The following is a 16,518-nucleotide window of genomic DNA, read 5'->3' as shown; positions in this document are numbered from 1 at the left end:
CGAACAGATCCGACGCGGGCCAAAAGTAGAACATTCTCAGATCTTAAAAGAAGACCTTGGCACCAAACTGCATCGTTCTCGAATCGCGTACCGTTGAGACAGTACCGAAGCTCGCGAGCGAAACGTTCGTGTTCAAACCTCGGAAATTAACATTGTTGAAAATGTTAAAGCCCTCGGCTCTCAACTGAATCCGGAAGGTCTCGCCGAAACGAAGGTTCTTGACTGCGGTCAGGTCAAATCTGACCGTTGACGGGCCCGTGACGTTTCCTCTCGCCGTATTACCGACCGTATTCGGTACCGGAGTGAAGACTCCGGTGACAAGTGCGGGGTTGGTGGTGAAACACGACGTATTGAACCACTGCTGCAGTGTCTGGGCTCCGCCCTGATTCGGATCGCAAGTAATATTAGGCCGAGCTGACGGGTTCGTATTCAGGATTCCAAGACCGGCAGCATCGTAAGACGAGGTCGTCACCGTGAACGGCAACCCTGAGTTATAAGTCGCGATCCCGTTGAACTGCCATCCGCCAAACATCTTGCCCACGAATCCCTGCTGCTTCTTAAAGAACGGAAGTTCGTAAACATAATTGACGGAAAGAATGTGGCGGCGATCAAACGCAGCCAGCTGATATTCACTGCGAATATCATACGCATTCTGCGGCGCTGTGGAGCGGTCGTTGATGCTCGTCGTCAGATTCTTGGACCACGTGTAGTTTGCTCCGATCTGTGAACCTACGCCGAGACGATGGGTTGCCGACATCTGAAGGCTGTGGTAGTTCGAATCATACCGAGGCTGAACGATCGCTATCGAACGGTAACCGCGATATGGACGGATTTGGTCAAGGATCAGGTTATCGTTGAACGCCGTCGTGCCAACAACGTTCGTATTTCCCTGAGCCGCCGTGGTCGCTGAGTTTCGAAACGCATAACCGGCCTGCTGGCAGGCAACCGGCGTGAAGGCTGCTGCCTGACCAGTGTAGTTGTTGCCCGGAGCACATGTTGATGCGAGAGCCTTTCCAGCTGGAAGACTGTTCAATTCAGTAAGTCCCTGCAAGTGGGTGCCCTTCGAACCAGCGTAACCAATCGTAACTACAGTCTTACTCGTGATCTGCTGTTGGACATCGAGCGTCCAATGCTGCATGTAGGGCGTCTTCCAATCCGCTTGGACTGCCCGCAAGCTCTGCGATGTGACGCCCGAGGCGACTGCCGAATTCGCCGCCGGATTGTTTAGGCTCGTGGTCGATGCAGTTGCAGTGATCTGATACGGAGGGTTAACACCAATATTCTGAAGGAATGTTCCGTTCAAGACCTGCTCGTGGTACATGCCGTAGCCCATACGAACCGAAGTTTTGCCCTTCTTGAACGGATCCCACGCAATGCCAACTCTTGGAGCAAAATCCGTTTTCGAAACGTCAATGACATATTTGCCGTAAGGCGAAAGCGTCGGCGTACAGTTATTAGCCGCCGTCGCATAATTCTGTTCGTTTACGAAGATACCGCTGCAGAAATTCCTTGTCGGGTCGACAATTCTATTTCCCGCGCCGGTTACCAGCGGAGCGCTCGCTGCGCTAAACATTGCAGGATCAAAATTTGAAAGGCGGCCGTTCTTATCCCACGGAGCACCAAAATACGAATATCGTAGACCAACTGAAATGGTCATGTTGCTTTTGGCTTTCCACTCATCCTGAACGAATGCCTCGATAGTCTTTTGACGCAGATCAGCCGTGTAATCAAAGCTCGCCTGCGAGAAGCTTGAAACGTTTCCTACCAGGAAACTAGCCCAACGCTGAAGGTTGTCAGCCACCGTTGTCGTGATAGCGTTTGTAAGTACGACACCGCCTGGAGTTGTGTAATTGATCGGCAGGGTAGTGCCTGCCGGACGCGTCGCCGGGAAAGCAGTAAAACTGCCCTCGTTGACGCCGGCAAGTGCATTTTCATTTTTGCGATAAATTGAATACACGCCGCCAAATTTAACGGCATGGTTACCCGAAAGCCAAGTGGTCGTGCCCGTAAAGTTATGCTTGTACGAGAAGTTGTCATACGGGCCAAAGCTGCCGAGGCCGGTAAATCCGTTTCCGCTGATCGACGGGATACGGTCGCGTTGATTTGCGAACGGCAGAGTGACTGGAACCTGCGTGTTCGAAAGGGCTAAAAGTCCGACGTTCTGACTAAGGATCGCTCCGTAACCATAATTATAACGGCCTTCGAAGATCAGCGTCGGGCTGGCGGCATACGTTGTCTGGAAGGTATGCGTCTTGCCCGGCGAGTTCGTCGAGGTCGTTGAAACACCGTTCAATCCAGTTCCGCTCGAGAAGAGCGAGTTACCGTCGAGTGTCGGGATCTTGTCCTGTTGGTATCTATAGTACATCGACCACTGGTCGTTGAAGCTGTGGTCGATCTTGATCAGTTCCTGTCGAAAATCAGCTTCGTTCGGGATCTGGTCAACGAGAGCGAACGGATTTGATACACTCGGGTTATTTGGGTTTGCCAGCTTTCTGTAAACGCCGTTGAGATAAGCGAGAGCTGCCGGGTTGATCATTGCCGCTGGGATCGGTGTGCCCGCCGCGAGAATGTTAGAGCCAGTACAGGTTTCACTAAGATATGTTCGGTTGATACAAACAGGTACTGGAAAAACACCATTCTTCAGGAAGGCGTCCGGAACAGTCGTGGTGATCGGTGATGTAAATCTTCGGTCGCGGCGACGCTCAGTCGAAAAGAAAAAGAAGGTGCGATCATACTTTCTGAAGTATGGTTCGCCGGGTCCCCGTTCGCCAAAATCGAGGAAATAGACTGGGCCGCCAAACGTGCCGCCGTAGTTATAGTAGGAGAAAGGTGCTCGGCGGGCCTGGCAGCGTTCGTCCGAATTCGGAAGCCCGTCAGCCGGGAAGCAGTTTCGTCCAAATGCCGGAGTTCCAGTAGTTGAATTAACCAGGTAATTGTTCGCATTGTACTGTTCGTTACGCCAGAAAAGGAATGCGCTTCCCCTGAATTTGCTGCCGCCCGAACGCGTGACAACGTTGATCTGACCGCCGCCGCTACGGCCCGATTCTGCCGGGAAGAGCGAGCGAAGGACCTTAAATTCACCGATCGAATCGAGGCTCGGATACGCCTGGATCGTGATGTTGGAACCACGGTCGGTTACGTCAGCACCGTCAACAGTGAACGTGTTCTGGCTGCTGCGGGCTCCGTTGACCGAGATGTTGATCGTGTTTGCCTGACCGTCAGGATTGGTCGTACCGACATAAACCTGATCGGCGAGATCATTTGAAACGCCAGGGGCGAGCGTAATGAGCTGGACCCAGTTTCTATTATTGACCGGGATCTCACGAGCCTGATCACCTGAGATGATCGTGCCGCCCGTAGCCGAGGTCGAATCGATCGCTACCCGATCAGCTTCAACAGTGACCGTCTCAGCTACGTTTCCGGCCTGAAGGTTGATATCAACCGATCTACGCTGGCCTACATCGAGTTTGACGCCCGTCTGTACGGATTTCTTGAAGTTCGGGGCCTCGACGGATACCGAGTATTCGCTTGGCGACAGATTCGGTGCCGAGTAATCGCCATCCGAATTGGTCATGATCGTTCTGACAACGACCTTCTTAGCGGTATCCGTGATCACGACTGTGGCGCCGGAAACAACAGCTCCGTTCGCGTCCTTGACTGTTCCAACAATAGTTCCGGTGACTTCCTGGGCGATCATCGCGGTGCTAAGGCAAGCGACGACAGCAAGGGTTAACAGACCGGAGATCAAAGCTCTAATGCGCATATTCTCTTTTCCTCTTTGGGTTTTTCTTGAAATTTGATCAGTGCAATCCATAAAAATTATTTACGTTAATGGACATTTATTCAAATTTTCGTTATCGCACGAGATTCACGGCATACGGCGGATCTGGCGAAACCGTTGATATTAAACAGGTTGTTACGAAAAAGTGAATTTATGAGTCGTCCATGACTCTAAACTACTCATTAATAAGGCAAATATGATGCCCAACGAGTTCCGGAATATTATTTATTTTGGTTAACCGCTTTTTCGGAAGCGGAATGCTATTTGTAGATCAAGAATGGGGTGCGGCGCCGGTTGAATTCGTCTCGTTTGACGTTCGCGGCCTTTTCGATATTCTCTGGCGTTTCTCCGCGCTTTACCAGGTCGAGGATCTCTGAATTGACGAGCAAACGGGCGTATTTATCAACCTGCCATTCGGTTGGGTAGAGCTTTCGCAGAGCGGCGGCGAACTCGATTCCCAAGTGAAACGAATCAAGTGCGTTGCGGTCGGTGATCAGGATATTTACGCCGCCGAGCTGTTCGTCTTTAAAAACCGAGGCGTTGGGTTTGAAGCGGATCGGGATGAAACGAACGCCTTTGATGTTTCGACCGTTGAGATACGACGCGAGCTTTTGACCGACGATGTACGGAGCCCCGACAACCTCGAACGGCGTGTCCGTGCCGCGGCCGACACTGACATTTGTGGTCTCAAGCAGTCCGATTCCCGGATAGAGCGTGGCCTCGGTCAGCGAACGCATGTTTGGCGACGGATTTATCCAGGTCTGCCCCGCCTCGTCAAACCACATCGAACGCGACCAGCCTTCCATTTTGATGACGCGGACATCGGCACCGATCTTTCGCTCGGAGTTCATCATTTGGCCGAGTTCGCCGATGGTCAGGCCGTAACGGACGGGCGTCGTGTGGGCGGCGATGAATGAAAGTTTATCTTCGTCGGCGAGTGAGCCTTCGACGGAATTGCCGTTTATCGGGTTTGGACGGTCGAGGATGAAGACAGGCTTCCCGGCGTTCGCGGCCTCTTCCAACACGTTTTTGAGCGTCGCGGTGTAGGTGTAAAATCTCGCCCCGATGTCCTGGATGTCATAGACAAACGCATCGATCGTCGCCGTTTGCTCAGGCTTTGGTCGTCGCGTTTCGCCGTAGAGTGAATAGATCGGCAGGCCGGTTTTTTCGTCCTTGGAATCGTTGATCTTGTCCTGATCAAGTTCACCGCGAATACCGTGCTCCGGTGCGAAGAGCGAAACGAGCTGCACATTCGGAGCTTCCTTCAGAATGTCGATCGTCTGCTTCCCAGCGAGATTGCGGCCGGTATGGTTTGTGACAAGGCCAAGCTTAAGGCCCGCGAGCTGTTTGAATTTATCGCGTTCGAGAACGTCGATTCCGTTCATGACTGGAGCGGCGAGCAGCTTGCTCGCCACCGGCGAGGCTGCCGATGCCGGTGCCGCCGGACGAGCCGCCGCAACAGATTCCCTAAATCGCGGAACCTGAGCCGCGACCGCCGTATTAAACTGTGCCTCGGCCTGCTCAAATTTCTCTCTCGGCGTATCCTCAACCGCCGAAGCTACGACCGTCGCGACCTTTGCCCGAAGCGGCCCGACATCGCCTTTGCCGTCGGGGTGAACGCGGTTCGAGAGGAAGACGACAAACGTCTGTGAAACCCGGTCGATCCATACGCTCGTCCCCGTAAAACCCGTATGCCCAAACGACCCAAGCGGAAACAGATCGCCGCGATTCGACGAGAACGAAGTATTAATATCCCACCCAAGCCCGCGAGCATCGCCCGACTCCGAAACGACGATCGGTGCAGTCATCCGCGAAATAGTCTGAGCCGACATCACCCGCTTCCCATCCAACGTCCCGCCGTTCAGGAGCATCTGGCAGTAGCGTGCGAGATCATCCGCGGTTGAGAAAAGTCCCGCGTGGCCGGCGACTCCGCCCATTCGAATTGATGTAGGATCGTGGACGAATCCCTTGAGTATCACATTACCTAATCCATCGTTGCCCTTAAACTCGCTACCTAAGTAACTGAGTTGTCCTCGGATATTCTCAGTCGCGGCGATGGTTTGAAATGTAATCGGATCTGTAGCAAAACTCGGGTTAGGGTTGGCCTTGGCAGTGAGGCTTTGTGGCGAGATTATCCCTGGCTGTCTAAATTTCGTCTGAACGAGCCCAATCCGTTCAAAGACATCGCGGTAAGCAAATTCCCCAAACGATTTTGCAAAGCCACCTGTCGACGGGGGTAAGTCCCCCGTAAAAAGAAAACTTCCTGGTCCAACTTCATTTCCAGTTAGTCGTTGAACAATCTCCCCAAGCACGATAAACCCAATATCCGAATAAACAAATTTCGTCCCCGGCGGGGTTCGCAGCTTTTCTTTTTTGAGGGCGGCAAGCATGCCTTCGCGGCCGGTCCATTTTTCTTTGAGGTCGAAATCGGGTGCGTAGCCTGAGGTGTGCGTCAGGAGTTGTTGGATAGTGATACGTTTTGCGTTCGGGTCGTCGATGTCGGGGATGTACATCCCGACGGTGTCGCTGAGCCGCAGTTTGCCTTGCTCGACGAGGATCATGATCGACGTCGCGGTCGCGATCGGCTTTGTGAGCGATGCCAGGTCAAAGATCGTATCGACCGTCATCTTCTCAACTGTCGGCACAAGCGAACGGTTGCCGTAAGCCTTGCGAAAAACGATCTTACCTTTGTGCCCGACCAGCACGACAGCACCGGGCAGCTTCTTGGCCGCAATATCAGCCTCAACGATCGCGTCGATCTGATTCAACTTCGCCGCATTCATCCCGACGGCCTGAGGCAGAGCGACGGGCAATCCTTGGCCGGAAGAATTGACCACAGATGAACACAGATAGACACAGATAAGAATGGCGTTTGTAATAAACGCGAGTCTTATCGGGCTGAAACGGTTGCGGAGGTACTGCGGCTTTAACAAATTCTTATCCGTGTCCATCTGTGTTTATCTGTGGTTAATTTATTTCCTGGCCTTTAATTCTTTTTCTCGCACGACGAAGCTTTCCTTGCAAAGTGCGACGAACTGCTTTGCTATCGGCGAGAAATAGCCACCGCGTAGACGCGCGAGGCCAAGTTCCCAGTTGATCTCGGCTCCTTCGATCATCCAGGAGACGAGGCGGCCTTCGCGGATCTCGTCGGCGATGGTTTTGGCTCCGGCGGTGCCGACGCCGAGGTTGTTTTCGACCATCTGGTTGATCGCTTCCTGACGTGAAAGCTCCATCACGACGTGTGGACGAACGTTTGCGGCGTTAAAAAAATCATCGATCATTCGCCGTGTGTTTCCTCCGCGTTCGCCGAGGATGAGCCTTTCGCCGGCGAGGGCCGCCGCACTGATAAATTTGTCATTGGCACGAGGATGCTTCGGATGTGCGATCGCCACGATCTCGTCACTGAAAAGTAAATCTGTCGTGATCGACGAATTCTCGACCGGCAAAGATACGAATGCAATATCGATCTCGCCGTGCATGATCTTGTCGACCAAAATTTGGCTCGTCCCGGCGCTGACGTTTAGCTCGGAATTCGGGAATTTCTCACGAAGGCCCTGCAATATCTGCGGTAATTGCTGCGTCGCAAATTCCGCTGATGCCGAGCCGATACGCAAGCGGCCGTGTTCGACGCCGCCGAGTTCGGCGATCTCGGCGAGGGCCGTGTCGTGTTCGCGCAGGATCTTTCGGGCCCGGTCGAGCAGATATTCGCCCGCCTCGGTCAGGATCACGCGCCGCGGGGTGCGGGTAAATAGCTGCAGCCCGACCTCGTCTTCGAGCTGCCGGATCTGCATCGAAATAGCCGCCTGCGTGACGTTCACACGCCGCGCACCTGCTGTAAAAGTTTTAGCTTCGGCGATAGCCAGAAAAGCTTTGAGCTGTCGTATCTCCATAGATCAAACCAACCTGGGGATGTGCGATTAGAATATCTTATTGACTACATAAAATCCACTAACTTTGATTATAAGTCAAGTATGCGCGAACAATGTAGATGTAATTTTTTCGTCTCTTGACTTCCGAGATGCCGCAAACCGAGCCACAAAGAGGACGCAAACGCCAACTATACCAGCTATTTCTGGGCGTGGACGGCGGCGGTACAAAAACAAATGTCGCCCTGATGAACGAGGCTCACGAGGTCGTCGCCGAAGGCTCGGGTGGTCCGTCGAACCCTCTTCGAGTCGGCGTCGAAACCTCTGTCGCAAACATCGCAAAAGCCATCGACGCAGCCTGCGACAGCGGCGGAGTCTCACGCGGAGACATCGTCGCCGCAACGCTCGGCCTCGCCGGAGTTAGGCGGCTGGATATGCGGGAACGCGTGCGTGAGAGTTTTGTCACTCGCTTCCGGGTGCGCAAAACACTGGTCACGACCGACGCCGACATCGCTCTCTACGGCACGACGCTCGGCAAGGCCGGCCTTGTCGTCATCGCCGGAACCGGCTCGATCTGCATAGGCGTCAATGATGAGGGCGAGCAGTTCATCGCCGGCGGTTGGGGACCGGTTGCCGGTGACGAAGGCGGCGGCCGAGGCATTGCGGGCGAGGCACTTCACGCCGTTGCAAAAGCCTCGGACGGTCGCGGTGAATTAACAAAACTCAGCGAGCGAGCCGCTGAGTACTTCCGTGCATCAAACGTTGAGAACCTGATAGGCGCGATCTACGCCCCGCAAATGGACAACAGCCGCATCGCCGGCTTTGCGAAGCTGGTTGTTGAAACCGCGGCTGAGGGCGACAAGGTCGCGGTCGAAATATTGCAGGATGCCGGACACGAGCTCGGTATCGCAGCGGTCGCCGTCATCCAAAAACTCGGCCTCGCAAAAAAGAAGATTCCGATCGGCTGTGTCGGCAGCGTTTTCAAAGCGGGAGAATTATTGACCGGACCAATGACGGAAATTATCAGCAAAGTCGCTTCAAAAGCATATCTGATCGAGCCGCTAATGCTGCCCGCCCATGCGGCGGCGTTGATGGCGATGAAGAATGGGAATAAATAGAAGCCGAGTCGAAGAATCATTCCGGGGCTATGCCCGTCTATTTGCGGCGAAGCTGTGCTTCGCCGATACTGCCTGATTTGGCTTTGCGGCTATGCCGCCATTCTCTCGGCCAGGAGCGGCGGCACAGCCGCGTAACAGGAGAAAAAGCGCGTCGGAAAAGCATAGCTTTTCTGCAAGTAGAGCGGCGAAGCCGCAAGAACGTCATTCGCTATGCTACCCGTAACCGAACAAGAAAACCCCAAAACTGCCGCGATCGACCAAGCATCGACACTTGAAGCGGTGCGTTTGATCAATGACGAAGACAAGACCGTTGCTTTGGCGATAGAAAAGGTTATGCCTGAGATCGCGGCGGTGATCGACAAGGTCGTTGATCGGCTGCAAATCGGCGGGCGGCTTTTTTATGTGGGGACGGGCACGAGCGGAAGGCTCGGTGTGCTCGATGCGTCGGAGATACCCCCGACATTTGGGGTTTCGTACGATCTGGTTCAGGGCATCATCGCCGGCGGCTACGATGCCCTCTACAAAGCGACCGAATCGAGCGAAGACAACCGCGAAGCCGGTTCCGAGGACCTGAAAAAACGAGGCGTGACGGCGAATGACGTCGTCATCGGTATCGCGGCCTCCGGACGAACGCCGTACACGATCGGAGCGGTAGATTATGCATGCGAACTTGGCTGTTTTACGGCCTGCATCACGTGCGTTCCCGATTCTGCGATCACACAAGCAGTCGATATCGCGATCGTCCCCGTTGTCGGCCCCGAAGCACTCACCGGTTCGACTCGAATGAAAGCTGGGACTGCTCAAAAGCTTGTCCTCAACACCATCTCAACCGTCACGATGATCCGCCTCGGCTACGTCAAAGGTAATAGGATGACTAATGTTAAGTCGTCCAACATTAAACTAAAAGAGCGATCGCTGCGTATTTTGATGGCGGAAACGGGATTGGACGAAGAAGCCGCGAACGATTTACTTGGGCGATCCGACAACGACTTAAGAGTGGCTCTTGTTATGGAACGAGCAAAAGTCGGTTATGATGTTGCATTAAACGCTCTTAACAACTCGGACTTTGTGGTGGAGAAAGCTCTGTCGACCCTCAACTAAATGCAAACACTCGACCTCATCATCATCTTTGGTTATCTGATCGGCATTACGGCCTTTGGCATTTGGTTTTCGGGTAAGCAGGAAACGACGGCGGACTATTTTGTCGGCGGTCGAAATGTGCCTTGGTGGGCGATCGCGATGTCGATCGTGGCGACGGAGACGAGTACGATCACGTTTGTCTCGGTGCCGGGAATTGCGTTCGCCAAGGGTGGGAATTTTCAGTTTTTGCAGCTTGTTTTCGGCTACATGCTCGGCCGCATCGTGATATCGCTGATCTTTATTCCGATGTATTTCAAGGGCGAGCTGCAGACGGTTTATCAGCTACTCGGCGACCGCTTTGGAAACCGTGTGAAGATGCTAGCGTCGGCACTGTTTGTCGTGATGCGGAATGTGGCTGACGGCGTTCGGCTGCTGCTGACGGCGATCGTTTTGGCGGCAGTTTATACCTCATTCAATCCCGGCACCGATCCGACGACGATCATTATCGCCTCGATCGTTTTGCTGGGCGTGGTGATGATCGTGTTCACGTTTTACGGCGGTATGGAAGCGGTCATTTGGGTCGAGGTCGTGCAGCTTGTCATCTACATCGGCGGTGCGATCGCGGCGGCGGTCGTGCTGATCCAGAACATCGACGGCGGCCTATCACAGGCGATGACTCTTGGCGAGCAATTCAATAAGTTCAGCCTTTTCGATTTCGGCTGGGACATGACGAAAACCTATACGTTCTGGGCAGGACTCTTCGGCGGTTGTTTCCTGACGATGTCGACGCACGGGACCGATCAATATCTCGTCCAACGATATCTCTGCACCAAAAAGCCTTCGTCGGCCATGCTCGCCTTGCTATCGTCAGGAGCGGTCGTGCTCGGGCAATTTATCGGCTTTCTGTTCATTGGCGTTCTGCTTTTTGCATTCTACGCACCGTTCAATTCGGCAGACTATGCCCAGGCTGGTGTCGCCGGTTCGGGAATTTCAGCCAATTTCCCTTTCCTAAAAGGCGATCAGGTCTTTCCGGATTTTATTACCAAACACATGCCCGCCGGGCTTTCAGGCTTGGTGGTCGCGGCCATTTTCGCGGCCGCTCTTTCGTCGTCACTCAATTCGATCGCAGCTACTGCGATAAATGATCTGTACAAGCCTTTCAAGAAAGACATAACTGACAAGCAGCTCGTTCGATATGCGGGAATTCTAACTGTGATCGTCGGAATAGTTCAGATCATTGTCGCTATCGCCTTTATGAAAAGCGGCGAGTCGGCACTCGGCCTCGCACTCTCAGTCGCGTCGTTGATCAACGGTCCGGTTCTTGGCGTGTTTCTGGTTGGATCTTTCCTCAAAAAGGCCCGTGAGGTCCATGCTTTGACGGGCATGGTCGTTAGTATTTCTGTGATGCTTTACATCCTGCTCGCAACCAAGATCGCGTGGACGTGGTACGCCCTGATCGGGAGTATCTTGACATTTGTGGTCGCATTCATCGCGAGCATGATAATTCCGACAAAAAATGATGAAGTTTCTATTTAGCTCTCTAACTGTTTTGGTTTTGTTATTTAACGCGGCGGCTCCGGCAAAGGCACAGCCTTCGGGTGGATTTTGGCCTTCAAAAAAATCCGAAGAATTCGCGGCGAAATACGTCAAGAAAATGTCGGTCGAGGAAAAAGTCGGCCAGCTTGTGCACATTGGCATCAACGCGAAATTTGCGAATCAGGAAAGTGCGTTCTTCAAAGACCTGCAGCGTCACGTCGTGCAAAACAAGCTCGGCGGCATAATCTTTTTCGGAGCTCCGATCTACGAAACAACGATCCTTGCCAATCGCATGCAGCAGAATGCAAAAACGCCGCTGTTGATGTCGCTCGACGCCGAGACCGGCATCGGGATGCGGTTTGAGGATGCGACAAATTTCCCATGGGCAATGGCCGTTACGGCAACCGGAAATCCTGATTTTGCCCGCCGAATGGGCGTCATTACTGGACGCGAAGCCAAGGCCATCGGCATTCGCCACGTATATGCTCCGGTTTTGGACGTTAACAACAATGCCGGAAATCCGGTGATCAACGTTCGCAGTTTTGGCGAGAATCCTGAGGATGTCGGTACTTTTGGAACAGCTTTCGCACAAGGTATTCAAAGTCAGCAAGTCATCGCGACCGCGAAGCATTTTCCAGGACACGGCGATACAAACATCGATTCGCATCGGGGCCTGCCGATAATTGATCTGCCGCGTGAACGGCTCAATTCACTTGAACTCGTGCCCTTCAAAAAAGCTATCGATGGCGGTATCGGTTCAATAATGATCGCCCATATCGCCCTGCCGCAGATAGACAACGAAGAGATAAAGCCGCTTAAGGAGTATCGCGGCGGAGACGCCGAGGCCGGGGCTGAGATCGTCAAGGAAAAGGCAACGATTCCCGCCACTCTATCGGCAAAATTTCAAACCGAGATCCTGCGAAAGGAAATGGATTTTAAAGGGCTTATCGTCTCAGATGCGATGAGTATGAGCGGGCTGACGCTTTATTTCGATCAGGAAGAAGCCGGGGTTCGGGCGTTCCTCGCCGGCACGGACATTCTCGAAAAACCCGCCGATGTTGATGTAATGCTCCGGGGCCTGACCGCCGCGGTCAAGAGCGGCCGGATCCCTATGGAACGGCTGGACGATTCCGTTCGACGCCAGATCGCCTGGAAGCATGAGCTTGGATTGTTCAAGGAAAAACTAACCCCGGTAGACAAGATAGACACGCTTATTTCTGGAGCGGAAAGTACGCTCCTTACCGACGAGATCGCAACAAAAGCGATAACGCTCGTAAGAAATGACGAGGGCCTTCTGCCGATCAACAAGAATGCAAAGATCGCCGTTCTTGGTCTTTCTAACGGCATTGACGGACCGCTGACGATGAGCAGTTTGGTCAACTCCCTTCGAGGCGGCGGACTGAGGTTCTCGTCTGCATACCTTCAGGAAAACTCTTTCGCCGATCAGGTCGCGGCTGCCCGAAAAGCGGTCAACGAAGCGGACACGGTAATTGTCGGCCTTTACGGACGCGTAAGATCTGGAGCAAAAAACAGCGTCGGCATTCCGGAAAACGGAGCGGCGATACTGAAAGAGCTGCTCGCCTCGAACAAAAAAGTTATCGGCATTAGCTTCGGCAATCCATACGTTTTGGGCGGTTTCCCCGAAATGAAAACCTACCTCGTCGCGTATGGCGATATGCCGAGTCTGCAGAGAGCATCGGCACGGGCGTTACTTGGCACGCAGGACATCACCGGCAAATTGCCCATCTCGCTCCCCGGGCTTTATCTACGCGGAACGGGCATTCAGCTAACTAAAAAACAAACAACGGATTAACGCGGATTCACGCAGATTCTTTCTTTCCGTGTAGATCTGTGTTAATCCGTTGTTACTTTTCCTATGACACAATCTTGGGAGATCGAGGGTTTCCTCGACATTAGAAATCGCGAGCTGCACATCGATGGCGTCAACGCAGTCGACCTTGCCCGCGAATACGGCACGCCGCTCTTCGTGTTCAGCGAGAAGCGCTTACGTCACAATATCACCCGCCTGCAGCGAGTTGGCAACGCCATCGATTGCCCGCTAAAGGTCTGCTACGCCGCCAAAGCGATGTCCACGATGGGCATTCTGAAAGCCGTGAAAGGCGCCGGATGCGATATCGAGGTCAATTCGGGCGGCGAGCTGTGGAAAGCTCTGGAAGCCGGATTTAACGGCGACCAGATAATTTTCAACGGCACCAGCAAAGAGGTTTGGGAGATCGAGAACGCAATAAATGCGGGGATCTACGCGATCCAGGTCGACTCACTCTACGAACTCTCACTGATAGAAGAAACCGCCAAACGTCTCGGCAGATCCGCCAACGTCAGCCTCCGTCCCGTCCCCGAGATCGAGTCGGACACGCATTCCGGCCTGCAAACCGCTCTCGTGACGTCAAAATTCGGAATGATGCCGGATGAAGCTTTCTCGGCGTTTCGCGATCACAAAGATTCACGACATCTCAACCTTTGCGGCATTCACCTGCACGTCGGCTCGCAAAATCCGGATCCGATCGTCTATACGCAGGCTCTTGCTATGCTCTTCGACAATCTGGTCAAAATAAATTCGGAGACCGGCATCCGGCTAAAACATATCAATATCGGCGGCGGCTTCCCTGTCAACTATTCACGAGGCAAAGAACTTCCGCCGATGCCAGCGGAAATGCAAAAGCTCGCGGACGAGGCTAAAAAGCGAATGGACGAAGCTATCGAAAGGGGATATTTCGAGAGCACTCGTCCTGACGGAGCTATAGTACACCGCCCCGTCCCAAAAGAGTTTAAGAAATCGCTGCGAGAGAAACAGGTCTCCGCCGCATATGATCCATATTCCGCAATCTCCGAGGCCTGGAAACAAGTCCGCATGAAGTCCGAGGTAACCGGTACGGAACACTTGCTCAAGGAGCTGACGGTTCTTCTCGAACCTGGTCGCAGCATCATCGCTGATGCCGGGATCTGTTTGACCTCGGTTCGCAACCTTAAGGAGAGACCGCTTGCGAGTATCAATGAGGCGACGAGTCAGTCACTACGGAAAAAGTTGGAGAAAGATGCGGAGGACAGGAAAAAAGGCCATCAGAGCGTGTCATTTGGCATTTACGAGGTAGCCAAATCGTTTGCAGATAAAGAGATCACGAGCGAACACTGGCTGCTCACCGACGCCGGTTTCAACATCCTGCTCTCAATGGAAACGTACAAATGGTACTACCATGTTATCTCAGCCGAACGTGCCGACGATGAACCTGCATTTCCATACAAACTCGCCGGACCTCTCTGCGACGGCGGAGATGTTTATTTCGACATCGAGGGCGAAGGCCGTCTGCCCGACTATCGGCTTCTGCCGCCAAACCTTAAGCCGGGCGATCTGCTCGCTCTGTTGAATTGCGGAGCGTACTCACTTGCCCAAGCATCGCAGTATAACGGCCGATTTCTGCCTGCGGTTGTTCTAATTAAGGAAACCGGTAGTTCAGAGTTGATCCGAAAGCGAGATGTATTCGGCGATCTGATCAATAACGATATCTACTAAGTTAATAGAGTTAGTACGCCACCGAACTCGCCAAGCCGCGCATTACGGCTTTTTCCCGCTCTTCCGGCTCGATGCCGGCCGTCGAATAGACGGCCGCGAGATTAGCTAATGCGACGGCCCGGCTGCTTTCGTCGCGGATCTGAGAAATGATCGACAGGTTTTCGATCGACGTCGCTCGTGCTTTTTCCGGTTGCTCAAGGCTCGCAAAACCGTCGGCTATTTCAATGAGTACTTCGGACCTTGCGGAGATCTGCGGAACAGTTTCCGCGAGTGTCGCAGCCTCGTCCAGAACAGCTACCGCCGCAGCGGGCTCGTCCAGTTTTCGTTTCCCGTCCGCTATCGCGACGAGAGCGAACAGGCGGTTGGCATCTTCATCGATCAGATTTAGTGCCTCGCGAGCAAGTTCGTCTTCCTTCTGAATAGTTAGGATCTGAGAGATCTGGGCGAGAGCGTTCATCTGCTCGTTAGGGTCGGAATTCTCGAGGGCGATCTCGACGCCGCGCTCGGATTTGCCGAAACCGGCAAATTGCGTGGCAATTGTTGTAAACAGAGCGTTTCGCGAACGGCTGTCCCGCGTTTCGTTCTCACGCTGGGATCTTAGTATCGCGTACGCTTCTTCGAGAGCATCGATCGCTTCTTCTTTCTCCTCTTTTCGCCAGTGATCGCGAGCAAAGCCGAGCATCGCAGAGGCGATCTGCGTCTTGTCTGTGACTAGATCCAATGTGCGGTCCGCCAGGTCTGTGCTCCCGGCGTGCAGAAATCCGATCGCACAATTTACGAGGAATGTTTCCCGATGTGTATTCTCGAGCACTTCGGCGAGCGACTTCGCAATATCAAAGGTCTCAATCGCCTTGTCATTCGCTTTTGCGTCCAGGAATACGTTGCCGAGTTCGCAAAGGGCCCGTATCTGTTCCTCGTCGTGCTCGATCTCGCCCGCCGAAGCGACCGCTTCCTGCATCGTTGCGATCCCCTTTTCGGTTTCCCCGGCGTCGATCTGTGCAGCTCCGATCTGCTGCAGAGCAGCGACCCGAGCGGACGGAAACTCGATGCTTTCTAAGGTCTTCTCAGCTCCAGCATCATTACCGTGGGCTGCCTGATTGGTGGCGATGCCGGCGTAAACAAAATCGGAATGTCCCATCAGATCGGCAACCTCAGCTGCCTTTTCTGCCTTGCCCTTACCCGCCAGGACGAGTCCTATCCGCTCAAATGCCTGTGACTGCAGCCCGTGATCCTCGATGGCATCGGCCAATTGGAGAGCGTACTCTTCGTCATCTATCTCAGCACATTTCACAGCGACCGCGATCAAGAGCTTGTCCCTTGAGAAAGGATCATCGACAGCGTTTGCCAGCTCGGCAGCAAGGTCTACATCACCCTTTGCGAGGTACATTGGCACGATGGTATTCATCGCCTCGGCATGGCCGTCACTGCTCTTGATCCGCTCGGCGAGAAAAGCCGCACAATCGAGAAGGCCGTTTTCGGCTTGGTCTTGTGAAATGAAATGGTCCATATGTCAGAACCGCCTGCGTAAGCGGGCGGTGTATTAGTTGAATACCTTTCAGCGAGGAATTCGCTGTAAAAATAGCTGCAAAATTGCTAACCGACGAT

The 16,518-nt window shown here is 53.6% G+C and carries 9 protein-coding genes; 5 read left to right on the top strand and 4 right to left on the bottom strand.

The features are described 5' to 3' along the window. Positions 1–43 precede the first annotated feature (43 nt). The 3 genes from IPG22_16140 to IPG22_16130 all read right to left on the bottom strand — a co-directional run bounded on the left by IPG22_16140 (position 44) and on the right by IPG22_16130 (position 7,671). Positions 44–3,763, bottom strand: coding sequence for a carboxypeptidase regulatory-like domain-containing protein (locus IPG22_16140; protein ID MBK6589820.1), 3,720 nt, complete (start codon positions 3,761–3,763; stop codon positions 44–46). A gap of 278 nt (positions 3,764–4,041) precedes the next feature. Further along, positions 4,042–6,714, bottom strand: a complete 2,673-nt coding sequence (locus tag IPG22_16135; GenBank protein MBK6589819.1) for a DUF1343 domain-containing protein — start codon at positions 6,712–6,714, stop codon at positions 4,042–4,044. Positions 6,715–6,753: 39 nt separating this feature from the next. After that, complete coding sequence (locus tag IPG22_16130) at positions 6,754–7,671, bottom strand: LysR family transcriptional regulator (GenBank protein MBK6589818.1); 918 nt, start codon at positions 7,669–7,671, stop codon at positions 6,754–6,756. A gap of 128 nt (positions 7,672–7,799) precedes the next feature. On the opposite strand from IPG22_16130, the gene IPG22_16125 reads away from it, so the two are divergent. The 5 genes from IPG22_16125 (at position 7,800) to IPG22_16105 (ending at position 14,913) form a co-directional block, all read left to right on the top strand. Continuing rightward, positions 7,800–8,765, top strand: coding sequence for a hypothetical protein (locus IPG22_16125; protein MBK6589817.1), 966 nt, complete (start codon positions 7,800–7,802; stop codon positions 8,763–8,765). 210 nt (positions 8,766–8,975) lie between these two features. Further along, positions 8,976–9,866 carry an N-acetylmuramic acid 6-phosphate etherase gene (gene murQ, locus IPG22_16120; protein MBK6589816.1) on the top strand — a complete coding sequence of 297 codons (891 nt, stop codon included), beginning with the start codon at positions 8,976–8,978 and terminating at the stop codon, positions 9,864–9,866. Beyond that, positions 9,867–11,381, top strand: coding sequence for a sodium/solute symporter (locus IPG22_16115; GenBank protein MBK6589815.1), 1,515 nt, complete (start codon positions 9,867–9,869; stop codon positions 11,379–11,381). After that, on the top strand, positions 11,362–13,194 hold the full coding sequence (locus IPG22_16110) for a glycoside hydrolase family 3 C-terminal domain-containing protein (GenBank protein ID MBK6589814.1): 1,833 nt from the start codon (positions 11,362–11,364) through the stop codon (positions 13,192–13,194). Before IPG22_16115 ends, IPG22_16110 begins: the two co-directional genes overlap by 20 nt. A gap of 63 nt (positions 13,195–13,257) precedes the next feature. Then, entirely contained in the window at positions 13,258–14,913 is a 1,656-nt protein-coding gene (locus IPG22_16105; GenBank protein ID MBK6589813.1) for an alanine racemase, read from the top strand. Positions 14,914–14,923: 10 nt separating this feature from the next. Here the strand turns inward: IPG22_16105 and IPG22_16100 are convergent, their stop codons facing one another. Beyond that, on the bottom strand, positions 14,924–16,420 hold the full coding sequence (locus IPG22_16100) for a hypothetical protein (protein MBK6589812.1): 1,497 nt from the start codon (positions 16,418–16,420) through the stop codon (positions 14,924–14,926). Positions 16,421–16,518 lie beyond the last annotated feature (98 nt).

Source organism: Acidobacteriota bacterium (assembly GCA_016703965.1).
Classification (GTDB): domain Bacteria; phylum Acidobacteriota; class Blastocatellia; order Pyrinomonadales; family Pyrinomonadaceae; genus OLB17.
Note: the sequence above shows the minus strand (reverse complement) of the source record. Positions and strands in the feature narration are given on the sequence as shown.